Source organism: Listeria tempestatis, from assembly GCF_963575625.1.
GTDB classification, from domain to species: domain Bacteria; phylum Bacillota; class Bacilli; order Lactobacillales; family Listeriaceae; genus Listeria; species Listeria tempestatis.
This window is the reverse complement of record NZ_CAUYTK010000002.1, coordinates 68239-89522: the sequence shown is the minus strand read 5'-3', so window position 1 is coordinate 89522 and position 21284 is coordinate 68239. Positions and strand designations below refer to the sequence as shown.

At 38.5% G+C, this 21284-nt stretch carries 25 protein-coding genes; 5 read left to right on the top strand and 20 right to left on the bottom strand.

Translation table 11 applies throughout. The features are described 5' to 3' along the window. Positions 1-38: 38 nt before the first annotated feature. The 8 genes from R8923_RS03110 to cyoE all read right to left on the bottom strand — a co-directional run bounded on the left by R8923_RS03110 (position 39) and on the right by cyoE (position 6653). Positions 39-1088, bottom strand: coding sequence for a SepM family pheromone-processing serine protease (locus tag R8923_RS03110; protein WP_485871299.1), 1050 nt, complete (start codon positions 1086-1088; stop codon positions 39-41). Positions 1089-1103: 15 nt separating this feature from the next. Beyond that, complete coding sequence (coaD, locus tag R8923_RS03105; RefSeq protein ID WP_485871298.1) at positions 1104-1589, bottom strand: pantetheine-phosphate adenylyltransferase; 486 nt, start codon at positions 1587-1589, stop codon at positions 1104-1106. A 6-nt stretch (positions 1590-1595) separates the two neighbouring features. Beyond that, positions 1596-2159 carry a 16S rRNA (guanine(966)-N(2))-methyltransferase RsmD gene (gene rsmD, locus R8923_RS03100; protein WP_485871297.1) on the bottom strand — a complete coding sequence of 188 codons (564 nt, stop codon included), beginning with the start codon at positions 2157-2159 and terminating at the stop codon, positions 1596-1598. Between the two features lie 57 nt (positions 2160-2216). Continuing rightward, the gene (locus tag R8923_RS03095; protein ID WP_485871296.1) at positions 2217-2498 is read right to left on the bottom strand and encodes a YlbG family protein; all 282 of its coding nucleotides are present in this window, start codon (positions 2496-2498) and stop codon (positions 2217-2219) included. A gap of 28 nt (positions 2499-2526) precedes the next feature. Beyond that, positions 2527-2970 (bottom strand): YlbF/YmcA family competence regulator, encoded by a 444-nt coding sequence (locus tag R8923_RS03090; RefSeq protein WP_485871295.1) that lies wholly within the window; start codon positions 2968-2970, stop codon positions 2527-2529. Positions 2971-3031: 61 nt separating this feature from the next. Then, positions 3032-4087, bottom strand: coding sequence for a CAP domain-containing protein (locus tag R8923_RS03085; protein ID WP_485871294.1), 1056 nt, complete (start codon positions 4085-4087; stop codon positions 3032-3034). A gap of 62 nt (positions 4088-4149) precedes the next feature. Continuing rightward, on the bottom strand, positions 4150-5592 hold the full coding sequence (locus tag R8923_RS03080) for a tetratricopeptide repeat protein (RefSeq protein ID WP_485871293.1): 1443 nt from the start codon (positions 5590-5592) through the stop codon (positions 4150-4152). 146 nt (positions 5593-5738) lie between these two features. Continuing rightward, positions 5739-6653, bottom strand: a complete 915-nt coding sequence (cyoE, locus tag R8923_RS03075) for a heme o synthase (RefSeq protein WP_485871292.1) — start codon at positions 6651-6653, stop codon at positions 5739-5741. A 271-nt stretch (positions 6654-6924) separates the two neighbouring features. Between cyoE and R8923_RS03070 the strand changes: the two genes are divergently transcribed. From R8923_RS03070 to R8923_RS03055, 4 genes are all read left to right on the top strand, one after another. Further along, positions 6925-7842, top strand: coding sequence for a COX15/CtaA family protein (locus R8923_RS03070; protein ID WP_485871291.1), 918 nt, complete (start codon positions 6925-6927; stop codon positions 7840-7842). Positions 7843-7922: 80 nt separating this feature from the next. After that, complete coding sequence (locus R8923_RS03065) at positions 7923-8765, top strand: Cof-type HAD-IIB family hydrolase (RefSeq protein ID WP_485871290.1); 843 nt, start codon at positions 7923-7925, stop codon at positions 8763-8765. 17 nt (positions 8766-8782) lie between these two features. After that, the gene (locus R8923_RS03060; protein ID WP_485871289.1) at positions 8783-9493 is read left to right on the top strand and encodes a potassium channel family protein; all 711 of its coding nucleotides are present in this window, start codon (positions 8783-8785) and stop codon (positions 9491-9493) included. Positions 9494-9556: 63 nt separating this feature from the next. Beyond that, entirely contained in the window at positions 9557-10279 is a 723-nt protein-coding gene (locus tag R8923_RS03055) for a glucosamine-6-phosphate deaminase (RefSeq protein ID WP_485871288.1), read from the top strand. 163 nt (positions 10280-10442) lie between these two features. Here R8923_RS03055 and R8923_RS03050 read toward each other — a convergent pair whose 3' ends face one another. The 5 genes from R8923_RS03050 to R8923_RS03030 all read right to left on the bottom strand — a co-directional run bounded on the left by R8923_RS03050 (position 10443) and on the right by R8923_RS03030 (position 14886). Beyond that, positions 10443-11078, bottom strand: coding sequence for an MOSC domain-containing protein (locus R8923_RS03050; protein WP_485871287.1), 636 nt, complete (start codon positions 11076-11078; stop codon positions 10443-10445). Between the two features lie 22 nt (positions 11079-11100). Further along, complete coding sequence (locus tag R8923_RS03045) at positions 11101-11700, bottom strand: YcnI family copper-binding membrane protein (protein WP_485871286.1); 600 nt, start codon at positions 11698-11700, stop codon at positions 11101-11103. Positions 11701-11703: 3 nt separating this feature from the next. After that, the gene (locus tag R8923_RS03040; protein ID WP_485871285.1) at positions 11704-13308 is read right to left on the bottom strand and encodes a copper resistance CopC/CopD family protein; all 1605 of its coding nucleotides are present in this window, start codon (positions 13306-13308) and stop codon (positions 11704-11706) included. Between the two features lie 153 nt (positions 13309-13461). Next, positions 13462-14292, bottom strand: coding sequence for a TPM domain-containing protein (locus R8923_RS03035; RefSeq protein WP_485871284.1), 831 nt, complete (start codon positions 14290-14292; stop codon positions 13462-13464). Positions 14293-14319: 27 nt separating this feature from the next. Continuing rightward, complete coding sequence (locus R8923_RS03030; protein WP_485871283.1) at positions 14320-14886, bottom strand: LemA family protein; 567 nt, start codon at positions 14884-14886, stop codon at positions 14320-14322. A 129-nt stretch (positions 14887-15015) separates the two neighbouring features. Here R8923_RS03030 and R8923_RS03025 point away from each other — a divergent pair, with 129 nt between their 5' ends. Beyond that, positions 15016-15174 (top strand): hypothetical protein, encoded by a 159-nt coding sequence (locus R8923_RS03025; RefSeq protein WP_485871282.1) that lies wholly within the window; start codon positions 15016-15018, stop codon positions 15172-15174. A gap of 39 nt (positions 15175-15213) precedes the next feature. On the opposite strand, the gene R8923_RS03020 is transcribed toward R8923_RS03025, so the two are convergent. The 7 genes from R8923_RS03020 to R8923_RS02990 all read right to left on the bottom strand — a co-directional run bounded on the left by R8923_RS03020 (position 15214) and on the right by R8923_RS02990 (position 21283). Further along, positions 15214-15609 carry a DUF4064 domain-containing protein gene (locus R8923_RS03020; RefSeq protein WP_485871281.1) on the bottom strand — a complete coding sequence of 132 codons (396 nt, stop codon included), beginning with the start codon at positions 15607-15609 and terminating at the stop codon, positions 15214-15216. A gap of 100 nt (positions 15610-15709) precedes the next feature. Further along, positions 15710-16114, bottom strand: a complete 405-nt coding sequence (locus R8923_RS03015; protein ID WP_485871280.1) for an arsenate reductase ArsC — start codon at positions 16112-16114, stop codon at positions 15710-15712. A gap of 150 nt (positions 16115-16264) precedes the next feature. Further along, a complete protein-coding gene (apf, locus tag R8923_RS03010; protein ID WP_485871279.1) occupies positions 16265-16831 on the bottom strand; it encodes an aggregation-promoting factor in 567 nt (188 codons plus the stop codon). A 1037-nt stretch (positions 16832-17868) separates the two neighbouring features. Further along, complete coding sequence (locus R8923_RS03005) at positions 17869-18204, bottom strand: Imm59 family immunity protein (RefSeq protein ID WP_485871278.1); 336 nt, start codon at positions 18202-18204, stop codon at positions 17869-17871. Positions 18205-18207: 3 nt separating this feature from the next. Beyond that, positions 18208-20019, bottom strand: a complete 1812-nt coding sequence (locus R8923_RS03000) for a TNT domain-containing protein (protein ID WP_485871277.1) — start codon at positions 20017-20019, stop codon at positions 18208-18210. A gap of 406 nt (positions 20020-20425) precedes the next feature. Then, the gene (gene rplS, locus R8923_RS02995; RefSeq protein WP_485871276.1) at positions 20426-20770 is read right to left on the bottom strand and encodes a 50S ribosomal protein L19; all 345 of its coding nucleotides are present in this window, start codon (positions 20768-20770) and stop codon (positions 20426-20428) included. Between the two features lie 141 nt (positions 20771-20911). After that, positions 20912-21283 carry a hypothetical protein gene (locus tag R8923_RS02990; protein WP_485871275.1) on the bottom strand — a complete coding sequence of 124 codons (372 nt, stop codon included), beginning with the start codon at positions 21281-21283 and terminating at the stop codon, positions 20912-20914. Position 21284 lies beyond the last annotated feature (1 nt).

The following is a 21284-nucleotide window of genomic DNA, read 5'->3' as shown; positions in this document are numbered from 1 at the left end:
ATGACACCTAGTTGTTGCCATTCATTTGCTTTTTTAATTTATTTTTTTGTTTTCATCGCTTCTAAATAATCAACGGCATCTTGGAATGTTTTAACAGGTACAATTTTCATATCTGTATCAATGTCTTTCGCCGTTTCAACTGCTTCCTCGTAGTTGGATTTTAGTGAGGCGTCTTTTTTCTTCATGTCTTTCGTAATCTCATCGTCAGGAGCAAAGAAAATTTCTGCACCACTCTTATCCGCCGCTACGACTTTTTGATTAATACCACCAATACGTCCAACATTTCCCTCTGGGTCAATGGTTCCCGTCCCAGCAATTGGATAGCCTTTTGTTAAATCACCTTCTTGGAAGCGGCTATAAATTTCTAAACTAAACATGAGACCAGCGGACGGGCCACCAATTTGTTCCGAATTAATTTTTATCGCCGGGTCTGTCGTTACCTTTTCATCATCAACAAGCGTAATGCCAATACCGACAGTGCCCTTATCATCAATCGTTGTCAACTCAATTTCCGCTGACTCCGCCTTTTTCTTATGCACATAATCAATTTTAACAACGTCACCAACTTTTTTGCTCTTAACATATTGAATAAATTCCGCACTCGAATTAAAGGCATGACCATCAATCTTTGTAATTAAATCACCTGCGTGTAGATACTTGGCTGCTGGAACATTTTCGAGTACGCTCAAAACGTAAATCCCGTCATACTGCACCGTCACCTTTTGATCTGCTGCTTTATAGGCTACTTGAATCGCATTATTTTTCGACTCATTCATCATATACATTTGACGAACGTTATATTCCTCATCCGTTTCATCCTCATAGCGCACATCGCTCTCCTTTTCAATCTCCTGATAAGGTAAGAGTTTTGCTAGGCCATATGTATAGATGTTTGCATCTGCCATTGCAATCGTCACAAGGCTTAATGAACCTTTTAGTTCACTTTCATGCCCAGCAATTTCAACAAGCGGCTCGAGCTTTTCCGTCGAACCTGGTTTTGTTATGTAATAGGGCATTGGGATGAAAAAGCCCACAATGACAATAATTAAAATAACAATAGCAACTATTTTTTTCCACTGCGCTCGCATTCTTTTACTACACCTCTATTTTTTATATTTAGCAAGTAGCGCCTCGTTCACATTAGGCGGAACTAAATTCCCTACATCTCCATTATAACTCGCCACTTCACGAATCATGCTAGAACTTAAGAAAGAATATTTCGGATTTGTCATCACAAAAAACGTTTCCAGTTCAGCATCAAGTGTTCGGTTCATCGCGGCAATTTGCAATTCATATTCAAAATCGGTGACCGCACGCAAACCGCGAATCACAACTGTTGCCCGTTTTTGCTTGGCATAATCAACAAGTAGCCCTTCTGAACTTTCCACACGAACATTCGGCAAATGCTTGGTTGCATCCAAAATCAACTGAATTCGCTCCTCCAAACTAAATAATGGCTTTTTATTCGCATTTTTCAAAACCGAAATAAAAATCACATCAAACGTTTTAGCCGCTCGTTCAATAATGTCTAAATGACCATTCGTAATAGGGTCAAATGTTCCCGGACAAACTGCAATTTTTTCTTTCAATGTGACTCACTCCTCAAAATTAAAAATGGATAAAACCGTAATGCCATAATTGACCTCTCGCACCTTCGTAAAACGACCGATCGCGTCTGGCAAAACATCATTCTTCTCATATTCGCAAACCACACATGCACCATCAGACACTAAATGCTCCTCATCTAAAAAGGTCAAAATTTTCTCAAGCTGTTGTTTTTTGTAAGGTGGATCTAAAAATACTAAATCAAAAACTTCTTCATTTTTTTGAAAAATTTTAAGTGCGCGCATTGCATCGTTCCGATAAATAACCGCCTGATTCTCTAAGTGGCACGCCGCTAAATTTTCCTTCACCGTCTTAACCGCAATTGACGCCTGATCGATAAAAACGGCTTTGCCTGCGCCGCGGCTTAGCGCTTCGATGCCAAGACCGCCACTTCCCGCAAATAAATCCAAGACTTTTTCTCCGTTAAAAAAAGGGCCAATAATTGAGAAAAGTGACTCTTTAATTTTATCCGTTGTTGGGCGCGTTGTTTTCCCTGGAACAGCTTTTAACGCATGCCCTTTCTTACTTCCCGCTATAACTCTCATGTTAAACATCCTCTTCACTTCAATTTGACACGTGAGGCAGTGCCCGTTTTGAGCACTGCCTCGTAATTAAATACTAATTTGAACATCTTCATTTTTGCGTTCATACATCATTTCTTTCTTCGATTCATATTCCGTTTTCAAAAACGGCCGAAAAGAAGGCTCGACACGCTTCACATAATTAAAACGCGCTATTTTCGCAGAAATTTCTTCTAATTCATTCATATTGCAATATAATACCGCATATTTAAGTTTTCGTGAAACATAATGTACGTTTCCGAAACGTTTGAGCGAACGCACTTGCTTCAAATGATTCATCCAAACAATAATCGCCTGTCTATCATTTTCCATCTTTCATGCCCCTTTAACACTTGAAGTTCTAGGCTGAACAACTACAACTCCCGCCGCTACCACAACCAGAACCACATGCAGATTTTTGTTCAAAAAACGGATTCCCAGTTGGAACCTTTATATGACTGGATACGGCATTTGCGAGCATAAAACTGATTTCATCAAGCAGTGATTGAAAATCCATTTCCGCTTGTCTAAAGGCCGCAATATGAATATCCATGTCTAGTTCACGTTTTAAAGCACGCGTTTTCCGCGTCACTTCTTTGTAATCAGGATGATACCTGCCAAAGCGCTCCACTTCTTCAAACTGTACTTTAATTTTCGTAAAAGCTTTAATTTTATTTTGCGTTTCCGCATTTTCTAGCGCTTTCTTTTTTTCAACAAACCATTGTCTTTCTTCCGATTCTAAAATCATGGCAGATAGTTCATCTGACAAGTCAAGAAGCGCCAAACTTTCCATTGTTGCAAACAAACTTATTCCCCCTTAGCTTCGTCATTAATTTATTATAACATGTAGAACTAAAATTCGTCTTTTATTTTGTAATGAAATTTTGTGTATAATACTTTTGGAAAGTCCCTTCCCCCATATACGTATAGCTTTTATCAAGTAAATTCTTACGATGCCCAGGTGAATTCAACCAACCTTCAACGGCCGCACCAGCATCTAAATAGTTATATGCAATGTTTTCGCCAGCTTTCGTATACTTCACGTTACCTTTTTCTAATCGATCAGAGAGCGTTCCAATAGTCGGTGAATCATGGTCAAAATAATTATTATTCGCCATATCAAGACTATGACCATAAGCGACTTTTGCTACACTTGGATCAAGTGCAACAGGTTCTGCCCCGTATCTTTCACGAATCACATTCGTAATCTCAAGTACTTGTGTATCGCTTGCTTTATCAATTTCGTTCCAAAGAGCAGCCGAAACGTCCTCCTCATATATATCACCTTGGTAGTTAAGTTCATAAGGATGCATTTTTATAAAAGAAAGTTTGTTCAAATAGCGAACGCTCACAAGCTTTCCGTCTATCTTGTCGAAATTTAGTTGCGCATAGACACCACTGCCCAGATTCGCAACTGGTCGCATATTTAAATCGTTCTCGGATAGTTCAAAATGATAGAAATTGTTTTCATAATTAAATGCAATTTCAGATTGCAATTTTGCATTTGTAAAAACTTCTTCAACAGACATCCCAATTTTATACGGGGATAAATTTAAATCTTGACCGAGCGCATAAATGGTCTGCACTTTATTATTTGAAACACCAACAAGCATGTAGCTTGTATTAGGTTGGTTATACACATAATTTTCAAAACCATATGGTGTCTTATCTATTCGAATGGGGTCTCCAAACTTTTCTTTTAACTTTGAGACATCTTGATTCACAAAACTCGCCATACTATTTGTATTCGTTATCTTATCTGTTGATTCATTCGTTTTTTTATCTTCAGGAAGGATTGTCTTCTGCTTCACCTTTTCAGAAGCCTCATTTTTTTCAGTCGGTGTTTGAAAAAATAAATCTGTGTTGTAGAAAATAAACAGGCTGATAACAAGAAGCACAATCACTCTTAAAATAAATTTCACACTTTAGCCTCCCGAATAACCTTTTCTCTATTGTAGCTGTTTTTCGAGCTAAATACTAGCCATCAATTATAAATTTCCGTATATTTCCCGTCTGCCAAGATATGCGGCATCATGCCTTCCATCGCAAGCTTTTCTTTCGCATCAGTCGTCCAAAAATTACCATATACTTGCGTAATTTTACCATTTTCCATTAACACAATTAAATCAAATTGATTATTTTCCTGCGTTAAATACGCTTTCTCACTCTCATCCAAAGCAAACATTTGATAAAACTTAAAATTCATAAACCGCTCATAATTAGCCGCATCCGCTATTTTTTGTTTAAATGTAGGTAAATACGAACTTGCGACATATTTTTCAAGGGCAGCATCATTTTGTTTTCCGTTTTTAAGCAAGTTCCGAAGAGCGAGCACGCTGTCATAATCTGCGCTAAAAGCAGCGTTCCGAGATGTACTTGCCACGCGCGTTTGATTTTCCGACTGGGTTTTTGCCATCATTTTTCTGTTTGGCATAGCGACAGTTTGATTCACCGTGTCCGTAACCAAATGCACAACTTGAATCCCTGCTGGAATAAAAAGAATGACAAGTGCGACAATCGCAATTGGTAAGCGCACGTATCGATTTTGTTTGGCTTGCATGGTTTCTTTTTGCCCTGCACCAGTTTGGACTAAAATTGCTACAATTAAAATACCAAGTGGAATAATCCACATGACAACCGCAAGATATCCTACCGTTTTAAATGCCCATATAAAAAGTAGTGTATAGGCTAAAATGATGCATATGGTCACACTAATTGGTACTCGGTGCGTGTATAAACGCACTTTTTCATATGTGCCAAAAAATGGATTTTGCGCAAGCTCCGCCTCCTCGTAAATGATACGGGAATCTTCCCTATTTGGCTCAAGACATACTGCGCGCTCGGCATAATGAAGGGCCTTTTTGAAATCACCACGCGCATAATTCATTTTTGCAAAGCGATTTAAATTGTCAACGTGGTCTGGTTTTGTTGCGAAAGCTAAATTTTCAAGTTCAAGGGCGCGCATGTTTCGCGGATTCTGGCTGAAAATAGCCTCACTTAAAATGCCCATATAGCTTATATTGTTTGGCGCATAAAATAGGGCTTTCTCGTACAGGGCAATTTTTTCCGTCATTTCTTTACTCCCATTTTCCGCTAGTGCTTCGTAAAATTTTGCTTGTGTATGGTCCAGTGCTAGGCCAAGGCGAGCGAGCTCTGTGACGCGTTTTGGCTTATGTAGTTTTTCGTAGACAGAAATGCCAACTAAGTAATTTTCGACAATATTTTGGTTATAGCACAAGGCTTGTTCAATGTAGTTTGTTGCTAAATCAAGGTTTTGATTGGTTTGTACATACACATAAGCAAGGCATAGATAGCCCGCATAATGTGAAGGATTCTCGGTAATCATATTTTGACTTTCTTTTAAAGCCTCACGTTCTTTTCCACTTATAAGTAGTTGTGTCATTCGTTCAAAACTTGCTATTTTCATAACAATCAACTCCGATTTCTCCGTTCTACTTTTGACTATATCATTTGAAATGGAAAAAACGATGAGTAAAATTCAAAGATTTGTTAAAGAAAAAAGCCCGATTAAAATCGGACTCAGCTTGAAAAACACATTTGGCAAGACACCAATTATAGGAAAATTGAAATTACAATCATAGAGACGAACAAAATCGTCATGTAGTTTAATGAATAAACGAACATGAGGCGGGACCATTTCAGGCTATCTTTCATTTTGAAGCCATAAAAGCTTAAGACAATCCAGCCAATATTAAGCGCGGTCGCAAGTATTACATATACGATACCAAGCTCCATCATAAAAAATGGTAAGACGCTTAAAAGAAGCACCCAAAAAACCATACTTTTTTTCGTACGCCCAATACCTTTTACAACAGGTAACATCGGAATTCCGGCAGCGCGATATTCCTCTTTCCGTTTAATCGCAATTGCATAAAAATGCGGCGGTTGCCAACAAAACATGACAAGAAACAACATCACTGGGATTAAACTAAACGCCGGATCAACTGCAAACCACCCAATTAGTGGCGGGATTGCGCCTGAAAAGCTACCGATAACCGTGTTGCTAACCAATTTTCGTTTTGCATACATGGAATACACGACAACATACAAAAATACGCCTAGTATGCCAAACACACCAGCCTGCCAAGTCGTCATAAAGAGCATGGCTACACCGATTATTAAGAGCACAGAAGCTAAAACGAGTGCTTTTTTTCCAGAAATTTTCCCTGTCATCGTTGGTCGGCTCTTCGTCCGTTCCATTTTCCCGTCAATATCGCGGTCGATGACGTTGTTAAAAGCGCCTGATGCGGCGACGATTAGCGCCGAACCAACAATTGTAAAGAACATGACATCGAGATTTTGCATAAACGAAATACCCGTTAACTGGAATGCAAGCCACATTCCTGTAAATGCTGTAATTGTATTGGAATTAACGATTCCTATTTTAACTAGTTCCGTGAAATCCCGAACTGTAAACTTACTGGCAACACCTGTTTTTAATTCGCCAGTATTCTCTATTCTGTTCAAAATCTCTCCCCCTTAAATACGTAAATCACTCTATTCCATTATGTGAAATAATGCTATGTTTTGTCAATCAATCGGCTTCACAAAACTTGATAGGACAAAACAAATCCCAGTCAGAAACTTTGTGAATTTTTTAGCAAAGGTTTTGTTTTAATTTGTAAACCAGCATCAAATCACGAATTCTTTACTTCTGTTTTAAAATTCGCTACAATGAAATTAATGTGTAAAAACGTGTTTAGTGACAGATTCATCTAAAAGGAGAGAATAAGAAATCATGAATAAATTTCTTAAAATTTGGTCCGTCTTAACGATTATTTTCATGACGTTTGTTGTTTTTGGCGGTGCTTTAGTGACCAAAACGGGTTCAGCAGATGGTTGCGGAAATACTTGGCCGCTTTGTAACGGGCAACTCGTTCGTCTAACAGACGTTACGACAGAAAAACTAATTGAAGTCGCACACCGAATGACAACGGGACTTGCATCCATTTTTGTTATTGTTTTAGCTATACTTGCTTGGCGAACGATTAGAGATCGCCGCGAAACAAAGCCTCTTGCCATTATTGCCGTTTTATTTTTAATTTTACAAGCTTTCATGGGTGCTGCCGCCGTTATATGGGGACAAAACCCCTATATTATGGCTTTACATTTTGGTATTTCCATCATTTGTTATGCAGCAATCATTTTACTCGCATTACTTATTTTTGAATTTGACCGCAAGTTCGATGCTAGAAATTTAGTGATGGGGACGAAATTGCGATTTAACCTTTACTTTTTAACTATTTATACATACTTCGCCGTTTATACTGGCGCACTCGTTAGACATGAGCGAGCAAGTCTCGCCGTTCCCGTTTGGCCATTTCAAGATGGTACATTTATTTGGCCAAATTCCATCCAAGATTATGTACAGTACGGACACCGCATTGCCGCTTTCATTTTAGTCGTTTGGATTTTCTACGTCACTTGGCTTGTTTTCCGTGATTATAGGCACTACCGTGTTCTTACCTATGGTATGGTGCTCGCCATTATTTTAGTGGCACTTCAGGCGCTGACCGGTATTTTATCTGTTTACACTGGCGTTAACCTTTATGTGGCACTTTTCCACAGTTTAATCATTACGATTTTATTCGCACTCTTCTGCTACTTATGTATGCTCGGTGCACGAAGCAAAAAAAATCGTTTACGCATTCGTTAAAACGAGCCATTTCAGGCTCGTTTTTTTTATTCAAAATATGCTATGATAGCTAAGAAGGTAGAACAATAAAGGAGTTTAATATGAACAAACAAATTATTTTTATTGATGTTGACGGTACACTTTGCAATGATTATGGCCGTGTACCAGAATCTGCTGGGTTGGCTATTCGTAAAGCACGACAAAACGGGCATAAAGTATATTTATGCACAGGCAGATCAAAAGCGGAAATCACAGACGAAATTAAAAAAATTGAATTTGATGGCTTTATTGGCGCAGGTGGCGGCTACATTGAAGAACAGGGCAAGCTTATTTTTCATAAAAAATTCGATTTAGCTGATCTTTCAAGCATCGTTCGCTTTTTCAAAAAAGAAGGCATCGGCTATTATTTGGAATCAAATGACGGCCTTTTTGCAAGCGACACATGTATCCCAGAAATTCGCAAACAACTTTTTAAAGGGCTAGACAAGACAGATGCCGAGTATCAAAAGCGCGACCGTGAACTCCGTTTCTTTTTTGACTTACTTTTACCAGAAAAGCCGGTTTCTGAACTGACTTCAGTTAATAAAATTTCGTTTATAAGCGACCATGTACCTTTTGAAAAAGTAAAAAATACTTATCAAGATAAATTTACAATTTTACATACTACAGTCCCACTTTTTGGAAAAAACAGTGGTGAAATTGTTTTGCGTGGCATTAATAAAGAAGTTGCAATTCGCTACTTATTGACACACCTTGATATGAGTAATGAACAGACCATTGCAATTGGGGATGGTATGAATGATTTTGAAATGCTCCAATTTGTAAACTACGGTGTTGCCATGGGAAATGCCAAAGAAGAATTAAAAGATATTGCCGATTTTATCACAGATACACCTGATAATGACGGCATTGCTAACTTTTTTAAACAACACGGCTTAACATAGACGAAAGGATGATAGTAATGAAAGTTAAAAAAAAGGCACTTATTTATGAACTATTCATGCTCGCACTTGTCATACTCTCACTTGCATTAATTCCCTATCACAATTTTTGGACGGTTTTATTAAATTGGATAATTTGGGGAATCTTTACGTTAGACTATTTTTCTCGTCTAGTTCGAGCTGAGGATAAGAAACACTACATAAAGACACACCCTTTCCAACTAATCGCCATTATTCCGTTATATAATGGTTTTCGGGCGGCACGAATTGTGAGTTTCTTCCATATTTTACGTCTTACTGCAATGGGAAATCGTTATTTAACACCTGTTTTTAACTTTTTTAAAACAAACGGTTTAAATCGCTTCATTTTAATTTTCTTACTTCTTGTGATTTTCATTCCTGTGCCCATGATACTCATTGAACCAGATATTCATAACTACTCTGATGCACTTTGGTGGGGAATAGTGACCGCTACAACTGTTGGCTACGGTGACATCATTCCCGTAACGTCCATTGGGCGCATTTTAGCCAGCATTATGATGCTTGTCGGTATTGGTTTTATTGGGATGATTACAAGTACGATTATGAGCTATGCGAGTAGGCAGCGTAAAATTTCATCTAGTTCTGAAAAAATTTCGCATATTACAAAAGCAATCGACCAAGTGGAGGAGCTCAATGAAAAGGAAATTGCCGTTTTAGAAAGTTATCTTGATATGAAAAAGAAAAAATAGCTTGCTCTGAAATGCATTACAGAATGTATAATTCTTTTATAACAAAAAAGGAGGAACTATTTAATGAAACTAATTGTAGAAAAAGATTATGCGGCGATGAGCAGAGTTGCGGCGAATATTTTACTTGGAAAAATGTATCAAGAAAACCGGGTGAATCTAGCTATTACGGCTGGAAACACGCCTATCAAAATGTATGAGTATTTAGTCAACGAGGTAAAGAATCGTACTTATTTAGAAAATGTTCATTTTTACAACTTTGACGAAATTCCTTATGCAGGTGAAAATAGTTATGGTGTGACGATGACGAATTTAAATCGCCTTTTTTTCCACCCAGCAAATATTTCGGAACAAAATATTCATGTTTTAGATACTGAAAACTATCAAAATCAAGATGCTCGTATTCAAGCAGATGGCGGCTTAGATTTAATTTTACTTGGTATTGGTGAAGATGGTCATTTTTGCGGTAACCTTCCTGGAACAACAACTTTCGCAGATGAAACAACACTCGTTCGAACAGATGTTGTTCCTGAAATGCGTGACATCCTCATTGCAGAAGTGGGCGGCGATGAGTCGAAATGTCCTGACGTTTATGTGACAATGGGACCTAAAAGCGTTATGGCTGCAAAATCAATTGTCCTTTTTGCAAACGGACGGAAAAAAGCAAACATCATCAAAAAAGCCTTTTTTGGTCCCGTTGACAATACTGTCCCTGCTTCCATTCTTCAAATGCACCCAAACTTAACTGTAATTTTAGATGCGGAAGCTGCGGCAGAGTTAGATGAATAGTTATCGTCGTGCCTAGATGTACATAAAAACAGGGTAGAAAACCTTTTTGACTTTCTACCCTGTTTTTATGATTGAAAAATCTTCTTTACTGTATCCCCCGTCATTATTTCATTGCATGACAACAGTAACATTCCTAATTCTCAAATTCCGTACTAATTCCCTCTTATCTCATTTTTTTCTGTAAAGATTCATAGTAACGCCTGGACAAGGCTGGAACAGCAGCAATTTTTTCAAAATCAGCTTTTGTTCCTTTTTTGTGTAAAACCATTTCATGACAATAAGCAACTGTTACTTGGTGCGCATCCGCTTCGAGCAGAATCACCTCATCCAATTGTTGAATTTTCCCTTCCTTAATCGTACGACACAGGTAGCCCGTATACCCAGTTCGCTGCACTTCTTTGTAGAGTTCGGGCATGTGATTATATTTTGCAATCGTTGAGCAAGGATTGCGCGCCTCTGTGATTTGAATGATTGCTTCACCAATTTGAAAAACATCACCAATTGACACATCTTTTTCAAGCATACCCGACACCATCAAATTTTCGCCAAAAGCACTTTTAGGTAGTTTTTTTTGAAATTTTTTCTCAAAATAGGCATAATGTTCCACTGGAAACACACATACCGTACGGTCAGGACCACCGTGATGCTTCAAGTTAAAGGGACCATCTCCGGTAAATCCTTGAAACGTAAGCCATGACTCGGACACAACTTTTTTTTCAATACCTGTCATCATTTTTGACTTACCCGAAAACAGCAATTCCTTAGGCTTTCCAATCGCGACATGATGTACTTTTCTCATTTCTAGCACGCTCCATTTTGCATTATTTTTTCTTCCGAAGTAAAGCAAACAAACTAACGATAATGGCTAAAAAGCTAATTCCAAGTGTCGTGTAAATGAGCCAAAGAGAGAGTTCATTTTTTTCGTTCTGCTCTTTACTCGTGACGTTTCCGTGTGAATCTGCCTGCTCTTTGCTTGATGTATTCACCGTAGTAACCGCATGTGGTGTATCCGAATTTATGTCCCCCGTCCATTCGACAATTGATCCATCTGCATAATATTGAAAGGCATCCCAATCTAGCTTAGTAGCCACTTCTGGATTGCTCGCGGTAAAACTAAAGCGCATAAATTGACCTGGCAAAATGCCCGCACCAGTCGCCTCCCACGTAATCACCTTTTTCGACTCGTCAAAAGTCGTCTTAAATCCAACAACCGGCTCATAAGACACATATGTGACTCCTTTTGGCATCTTAAGCACAATCTTCATCGTATTACTCTCTTTTTCAACTGGCACTTTCATTGTATAGGTTTCATATGCCCCCGTTTGTGATTCACTTGGCAAGACACTAACGTGAGCACTTGCCGCAAGAGGAAATCCTAAAACTATTAATGCTATACTGCAAATTGCAATCCAATTTTTCATCGCTTACTCCTTTATTTGTACAGTAAATGTTTGTTCAATCGTTTCAAAATTCTCCGTTAAAGCTCGCACCGTAATTTCCCATTTCGAAGCTTGGTTCAAGTATAAACCATTTGCGACATAATCACCGCTTGTAGTACGTTCACCGCGAAACTCATGCATGCTTCCGTTTACACGTTGCACGCGAAATGTTACTTGTTGAAATGCACTAATTTCAGAGCCTTCTTTGGTTAAAAAGCGAGCTATAAATGTGTTTTCTCCGACTTTTGCAGGCGTAATTTGCAGCCGAATTTTCGCTTGATCTTTTTTGTCCGCTCGTACCTCACTAAACGGTTTACTTGGCGCAGGGGGCGGTGTTTTCGTATCGGATAAAAGACTTGCGGCGCTTAAAATAAGCAGTCCGAGTAACATTTCAACTAGAATCGTCTTAACGGGAATTTGTTTTTGCGTATTTTTTAAATACAAGTAGTGACCTAAACCGATTAGCGCCATTAAAATGACAAGGCCGATTTTGATGAGTAGCGTGATGCCATACGCCGTTTGAAAAAGGTTTTTCATTTGCCCAATATTCATGACGGACATGAGGAGGCCTGACAAAATGAGTACTAAAAACGCGCCCATCGCGTAGATGGCAAATCGATTCCACATTGCTCTCACTTCTTGCTTGGGAATGGAAATGGCAACTAAAACTATCATTCCGCCCACCCAAAGGCTCGCTGAAGTGAGATGTAAGAAGTCAGCAGTTGTTGCAACAATTCGGTCCGCCTGCGCCTGACTGTGTCCACTAAGCGCTTTGGTCATAAAAATGCCAAGTAACGTTAGGGTGGCAAGAAGCGGGATTAAGATGCGGCTTTTTCCTTTAAATAAAAAGAAAAACAAAGCAACAAGTACGAGCCACAAAACAAATTGTACAAGCCAAAGCCGCCCAGTATTTGTCTCAAAAAATGTGAAGACAAGTTTAGGCGTCAAGCTTTGGCCAAATGTCATAGTTTTGATTTGAACAGGTAGAAAAAGGGCAATGACACCGCCCATCATCCCCATTCCAATGCTGGTAAGGGTTTTTGCTCGTTTCAGCATTTTCTCTGGAAATGTTTTTTTCTGCGGGAAAAGGACGTATAAAACGAAAAGGACACCTAAAACAATGCTAAAACTTATATAAAGAAAGTCTTTTAAAATGGTACTTATTATTTCTGAATGTGATGCTTCAGCAGTCGTTTTTGGGATTTCCTGATTCGTCTTGCCGACTTTAAAAGAAATAATACCAGAAATCGGGTGACCGTCCGCCGAAACTACACGCCACTCAGCTGCATATACATCTGGTTTTACCTCGCTGTCCACTTGCACCGAAACAACATGATCATTTTCTGCAGAAACATGCGTTTTTCCTGTCGAAATTCGTTCCCCTTTTGAGTTTGTCACTGTAATTAGAGGAAAATCAGATTTAATTGTTTCATTGTATGTAAGAACAATTTCCGCCGGCATTTTAGCTACACTACTACCATCTGTTGGCGTTGAACTTTGCAAATAGGCATGGGCTTCTACGTGTGTTGTTGGAAAAAGGATAAGTAAGAAAAAAAACAGGAACCCTTGCCAAAATCGATTAAAAGTCATCTTTTCCTCCCTTCGCGTAATCACTTTCTATTTTACGATACCTGAATTCTTTTTCTATTTAAAGCAATATGCACAAAAAAAGTCACAGCCAGGAATGACTGTGACTTAACTTGTAGAAATAGTTCTAGCCAAGCTAAACTGCTAGTAAATGGTCTAAAAGCCTCTTCCAGCTCCGCCCCCGCCAGAACTTCCGCCGCCGAAACCACCGCCAAAACCACCTCCTGAGCCACCTTGACGTCCGCCGCCAAAACCGCCCCCAATAAACGGACCACCACCACGCCCTCGTCCGTTACCAAACGGGCCACGTGAGCCGCCGCGTGGGCCTCCTCCGTTTATCATGGAAATAATAATAAATGTAATCACGACAATCACAATTAATGCGATAACGCCTGGACTAAGCTTACCTGATGAGCCTTCTTCTGCGTTTGTTTGGGCCTCTTCCAGCTCGTCTGTATAGTCTTTAAAAATCGTTTCATCTTGATAATGATATTCTTCATTCACTTTTAAAGCGACTTCCGAAAAAATATTACGTAGTCCCGTATTATAATCATCTTCTTTTAAGTACGTTAAATTATTGTCTAAAATCTCTCCCGCAGTTCCGTCTGTAATCGCGCCTTCAAGCCCGTAACCTACTTCAATTTTAATTTCTCGCTCACCTGTTGAAAGTAAAATTAAAACGCCATTATTAGCAGAATCACTACCGATTTTCCATTTATTAAAAAGTTGATAAGCATACTCTTCTTTAGTTAAACCATCAAATGAATCCACTGTCACCACCACAATTTGTGGCTTTTCCGTCTGATTTTGATAAGCATAGTTTACCGACATCATCATATTTTTCGTTGATTCATCTAAAATATTCGCGCTATCCGTCACATAAATTTCTTTAGTTGGTTCAGGAAATTGAACAGCTTGTACATGGCTTGGCAGAAATATCGCTACCAAAAGTAAAATGAAAAATGCAAAAAAACTTAGCCGTTTCAAAATGCGTCATCTCCCTTTCATTCATCGTCAGTTAAAGTTCACTTCTGGCGCCTTATCTGCCCCGTCTACAGCTTTAAAATATGGTTTCGTTTCAAAGCCAAGCATACCTGCAACAAAACTCGTCGGCGCACTTGACACCTTTGTATTATAAGACCGAACCACCTCATTATATTTATCGCGTTCAACTGAAATTCGGTTTTCCGTTCCAGCCAGTTCATCCATTAGACGTGCCACATTCTCACTAGATTTTAGCTCGGGGTAGTTTTCTACGGTTGCAATTAGGCGTGTGACAGCTTGGTCCATTTGGTTAGCCGCATTCATTTGCTCACTTTGCGTACTTGCTTTAGACACAGCCGTTCTTGCCTCAGCGATTTGACCGAAAACTTCTTTTTCCTGTTTCATGCTTCCTTCTACTGAATTCACTAAGTTAGGGATTAAATCATAGCGACGTTGCAACTTACTTTCTACGTTCGCCCATTGTGCAGAAACTTCATTTTCTTTTTTATTTAAGGAATTGTAAGTAGCAATAAAAGGAACACCTAATACGATGAGTGCGATTGCGATGCCGATAATGACTTTCCAAGTATTTTTCATTCGTTTTCTCCTTTTAAAATAAGATGGTTTCATTATATCAATATGGCTATATTTTTTCATACTCCCTTGGCATGATTTTTGTAAAACTTATTTGTTCTGTGCTACACTAAGGTGAAGCGAGGTGATTAAATGCAGGAAGCACTCATTTTAACGAGTATTATCGTCCTCGGACTCATTGCACTTGTATGTGAGTACCATTACACAGTGAAACGAGCGATCCGATATATGAAAAAAAACAATCTTACAAAACAAGCCATTAAGGATAAAATAGAAATTTATGAGGATTGAAAACCCGTGCTGACGTTCAGCACGGGCTCTTTTTATGATTTAAAATGAATCAAATTGATTTTTCTCACTAGAAAGTTTTGCTAGTGACATAATTCCTGAAATGAGGAATAGAACTCCTGTGAAAAAACCATAGCTAAGGAAGCAGATTCCACCAATTACGATTAAAACGATGGACCATCCTTTAACGCTAGCACCATTTTTCAATTTAAAAGCGGCGATAAAACCAAATATACAAGCTACTAAAGCAAGTAACAAGTTTAATACAACAAATACTACACTAAATGACATGCCAATAAAATCATCACGCGTCATCGTTTGATCAAACGATGCCAAAAATATCATGACAATACTAAGTCCTCCCATTATAAAAACACCTAGAGTTGCTAAACTGGCACCAATAATACTCATAATAAACTCTGCTTTTCTATTAATCATAATTGCCCTACTTTCTGTTTAATCTAATGTTCATTATACTGGAAAATCAAATATAATGAAATAGCGGAATGAAACAAAAAAACAGGTCTTGATTTTTACTTTAGTTATTAAACTCACCATCAAGGATTCTTATCCGTAATTCTGACACTTTCTTGTGGATTAAATCTCTTGTTTCTCTAAATTCATCAATTGAGCCTCCGCTTGGGTCAACCAAGCCCCAGTCCTCCAAATACCGACTCGGCAAATTGGGACAAGCAACACCACATCCCATCGTAATCACGATATCAATTTCGTTAGGAATTGCTTCTAATAATTTAGGGTACTGCTTAGATATATCTACTCCAGCTTCTTTCATAACCTCGACTGCAAGCGGCTTTACTTCAGGATATTCTTCAGTTCCTGCAGAATATATTTTCGCAATATCTGCTAGTAAAACTTCTCCCCAACCTTCTGCCATCTGAGAGCGACATGAATTGTGAATACAAATAAAGGCAATTGTTAACATAATAATCCTCCAAATCTTTCTTCGTGTTATTATATAGCATTCTCCGTTAGAAAGCAAAAAAAGATAGAGGCTATCTTTCGCCTCTATCTTTTTTATGAACCAAACATGACTATCAACTGTACTAAAAATAAGTATAGTGATCTTCTAGCTTTAATACCAACCAGTTTGTAAGTGATGTGCCTTAGCATTGCTCCAAGAACCATAGCGGCTCTTCACATAGTTATCGGCTACACGTTCCTGGTTAGCAGCAGAGTAGTCACCGTTTAAATATGAGTTCGTTAATTGATAACGACCAATATATTTACCCGTTGAACTTACCGCGCCGTAGTTACCGCCAGATTCCTTTTGTGCAATCCATTCTTTTGCTTGTTGCTCAGAAGAACTTGCAGCTTGAGCAGTCGTGCTTTGACGTTGCTGTGTTTGTTTTTGTGCTGGTTGTTGTTGAGTTGGTTGTTGTTGAGTTGGTTGCGAGCTATTTGCAGCTGGTGCAGAAGTAGCTACATTGTTTCCACCTTCTCCAACTTCAAGTGCTTGACCTATATAAATAAGATTAATATTCGAGATGTTGTTGTCTTTGGCAATTTTGTCGACAGTCGTGTTATTGTTCTTAGCAATTGCGGATAACGTGTCTCCCTTTGCGACATTAATTTGTTTAGCGTCTGCGAATTGGCCACCTGCAATAATTACTGTTCCAACAATAAAAGTTGATACGGCCATTCTTAGTGCATTTTTTTTCATTCCTTAAAAACAACTCCTTAAATTTTCTACGGGATTCATCATAACATAGCAACATTTCAAAACAACTACTGTTCCATTTCATTTTATTTCAAAACAAAGTCATACACGCCAAACATCCATAGGAAAATTTTACCAATTAAAATCTAACTTCCTGTCATAAAGCCCTTTTTCTAAGTTGGAATTTTCAGACGATTAGTGACATACCATTTCTTTAAAATTTGTCTTTTTCCTAAATTTATTTATAAAATTACTTGATTTCGTTAAAAATCACTGCTATTTTCACTAAATTTCTTTATTTCCCCACCAATAAATGAACATTTTTATCGAAAAAAGCATTTATTTCTTCTTATAATAAAGAGTTTTTTCATCATTAAATAAGTTTTTCTACATGAACTAAAATTGATAGTTGATAAATCTTTTCAAACCAATAAAAAAACACTCCTTTTAAAGAGCGCTTTTTTAAATTAACGAATTTCTTTAATACGAGCCGCTTTCCCGCGCGAGGTTACGCGAGTGAAATTCATGTTCTAAGATATGTCATTGATCTGTCTAACTATAGTATTCCCAATGAATAGGCATATAAATTCTGTCACTAATATATCAATGATATTCCACCATTTTATATTATTTTGGCTTTTTTTGACGGAACTTTTCCTTATTTTAGCATGTTCATTGTTAGCAACCCTTCCACCTATCATTTCCACTTTTGTGTCTTTCTAGCGAATCGCCACTGTACTCAAGCCATGCCCAATTACCATATCCGATAAGTCTGATTCATCTTTTTATGCTTTTCTTTTAGTGTACACACCTTATTTTTTCTGTCCAGCTTAGTGTAACCCATCCAGTATCACTTCTATATAGTCTTTTTATTACTTTATTCATTTGAAAAATAAAGGTGATAAATTATAGGATTTTATTAATTCATGTTTCACTAAATTTCAAATACTTTTACCAATAAGACTATCGCACAAACACTCAAAAAGCCCCAACTAATTTTTCTGTCGGAGCTTTTTAGTTTATTTTGCTTCTTCGTTATCCCATAAAGGGCATGGGTATTCTGGGGGGTTACCATCTCTAACTTTTCTACGGTTTGTTAAAACTCTACTCTGCATAATATCTAAAAACTTGTCCATTGCGTCAAATGGGCTCTCAAATTTATATTTTCCCATTACGCTAGCTCGGTCAGCAGTCATATAGACTTCATAAGTATTTTCACTTTTTTCTATTCTAAGTTGATATTCTTCTCTACCATTTTCTGCCCCCTCAAAAATTGAATATCTCAATCCTTCATAACCCAATAAATGAATATCATCTTCCAGTAAATTTTTAATCTCTTTTAGATCATCGTTCATGATTTATTTAACCTCCTTCAATAATCCTAATTTTTCATACCAGTCTACGACTGTACCTAGTTGGATTTGAGTGCCTCCACCAGCACCAAATACTTCAGCTATTTTTCCTTGCTGTGGATTAGCTATATTTTCAAAAGTAAATTTATAGTCTTTCATGGAATCTAGAAGTTTCCTTTGGTCTCCCATGTTCAAGCTACCAAAAGCTTCTTTAACATTCTCTAAATTTATGTCTTTTATGACTTCATATTGATGATATGGTTTTATGCTCTCAGGGTATGGAATCCCTCTTGTATCATACTCTAATATTTTTTCTGCTTCAACTGGGCTTGTAAATTTACCAAACGGATCACCATATCTATCAATAATTTGTCCCGCCTTCAAATTAGCATCGGTTTTTATTGGATTTCCAGCGCTATCACAAATAAAGCCATCTGCATCAGGCCATTTTATTTTTCCAGCTTCATCTAGATAGTCGGGAGATCTAACCAACTCACCTTTCGAAGATTTATAAGCTATCTCTCCATTTTTCAGTGTCACTTTTTCAGGCTCAAATACTTTGCTTGTCCCTTTTATTGTACCATCTGCCTGCTTTCCTTTGCCACTCAAGTTCACGTCAAATTTCTGGAGAATGTCTTTGAGGTTTTCCGTCCCTTGTGTGATTTGGGATGGGGCTTGGTTTGGGATGCCGCTCATTCCAGCTAAGGCTAGGTTTTGTCTTGGAGGCAAATTGAGGGAGCCCTTCATGGTTGTGGCGGTTTGCCCCATTTTGTCTAAACCTTGAATGCCTTTTTGGGTGGCGACATGTAAAGCGTCTTGGGTGACGTTTTTTAGGCTCTTGACGCGTGTACGTATTTGGGTTTGGCCAATTTTTGTGATGTCGCCGATTTGGGTTGGGGCGCTTTTTATTCCGTGCACGAATGTATCGCCTATGCCCGCTAAACGGCTTCCTGTTCGCATGGTTTGTACACCGCCAGATAGGGCCTTTACGCCGGGCAAGACGTCGAGTAAGGCAAAACTACCGCGCATCGCGCGTTCGGAGGTATCAAGCTCGCGGCCACTTACCCAGTCTTTCCCCGTGATTGCGGTGCTCATTTCTAGACTACCGTATACGGCGCCTAGGGCAAGACCGGCGGGAGGACAGAAGACAGCGACCCCGATAATCACGACTGTGGCGGCGATGTTCACCCAAAATTCTTTCTTCTGTTGTTCGTCTTTGATAGATGTATAGCTGAAGGCGCGGGAATTTAGCATGGCGGCTTGGAAATCTTGGCGGCTCACGTCTTCCTCTTGATGGGTCTTTTTCCATGCGTCAAACTGTGCTTTCATTTGGTCTGCGTAAAACGTGCTTCCGCTGAATAAATCGTCGAGGCTTACTTTGCTTTTCGGGACTTCGACTTGTTTTTGTGTGGAGCTGTTGACAAATACCATGCTTGTTCTTGTTGCGCCGATGCGGTTTTCTGTTGTGAAAGTGGTGGCGTCTAGGTTGCGCATCCCTTCTACAAAATCATCTAGTTTTTCATAAAAAGGGTGGTCAATCGTATTTTTGACGATTTCGCCTATTTGGTCGGAAAAGCGATAGAGGACATCGAAATCTTCGAAAAGCTCTTGATACTGGGCTTTTTGGTCGGTATGTTGGAAGGAAATGGCGCCGTCTGAATCATATGTACGAATATCTTTTTCTACTTCTTCTAAATTCTTAGAAGCATCCTTTAAACAGTCGATGGCGCCCTTTCCCCAAGCACCCTTCCCAATGAGGTTACCGATGCTTTTTTTCGCTTTTTCAAAGTCATCTTCCTGATAATGTATATCTTTCATTAAAAAATTCACCTCCTAATTATTTTAGTTTAACATAGAAAAGCAAAATAGTATGCAGATGATTTGTGAATTTTCGATAGAACCATATAAAAAACACCCTTCCAAAACGGGCGAGATTAAAGAAGATTAAAATATTGAGGAAGCACGAAATAGCCATATTTTTCACCATGCTCCTGTTTCATAATTAGCTGAGTTAAACACTCCTTTGTTTGCTATACAAAATCACATTGGACATGAAAATAGTAAAATAACAGAGCAAATATATTTGCACACCACAAAAGAAATCCGTGAAAAAGTGAAAGGCCATATTAAACGTTTATAACAATTTTGCCCCTTTTCATATTTTTAGGTCTAGTAGCTTAAAGATGTCCAAAACAAAAACCCTTGATTTCTCAAGGGTTCAAGCTTAACGAATTTCTTTAATACGAGCCGCTTTACCGCGTAGGTTACGCAAGTAGTAAAGTTTCGCACGACGAACTTTACCGCGACGAATAACTTCTAATTTAGCGATACGAGGTGTATGTACTGGATACGTACGTTCAACACCAACGCCATAAGAAATTTTACGAACTGTGAAAGTTTCGCTAATACCAACACCGCGGCGTTTAATTACAACACCTTCGAAAAGTTGGATACGTTCGCGCGTACCTTCGACAACTTTTGCGTGAACACGTACAGTGTCACCAGGACGGAAATTTGGGTTGTCCGTTTTCAACTGTTCTTTTGTAATTTCTTCGATAAGTTTATTCATCTTATTCTCTCCTTCATACAAATATTCATACGTATTAAGAACGAAGCGGAATATTGTGATCAAATCTGGAATAGCCCAGATACTTAATTAGATTAACACAAACTTGGTGGACTGTAAAGTTTTTTTCTTGATGAATAGGGATTAAAATCTCGTAATTTTAATATTCACAGCTGTGCCGTATGCGAGTTGATAGACGCGGTCACCGACAAATTGTTCCGTGAAGTTACAGTGAATTATCCCGTTTCCTCCGACGTCAAGCGCTTTTTGTTGTAGCTCTTTAAGCAAGTTCTCAAAGCCGACTGTTTCTAAAATCGCTTCGTCGTCCGACTGCAATTTTTGGCGCACACTTTTGGCAAAAACGACTGTTAGAACATCGTGATTGACATTGATGCTACCTGTTGACACCTGCACATTCTCCCAAGTTTCGCCAATTCGTTTCTGGTCATTTTGCTCAGATACATATTCTTCCCGATTTTTATCCCGAACAGCTCGGTCTTTTCCAAAAAAAGTCATA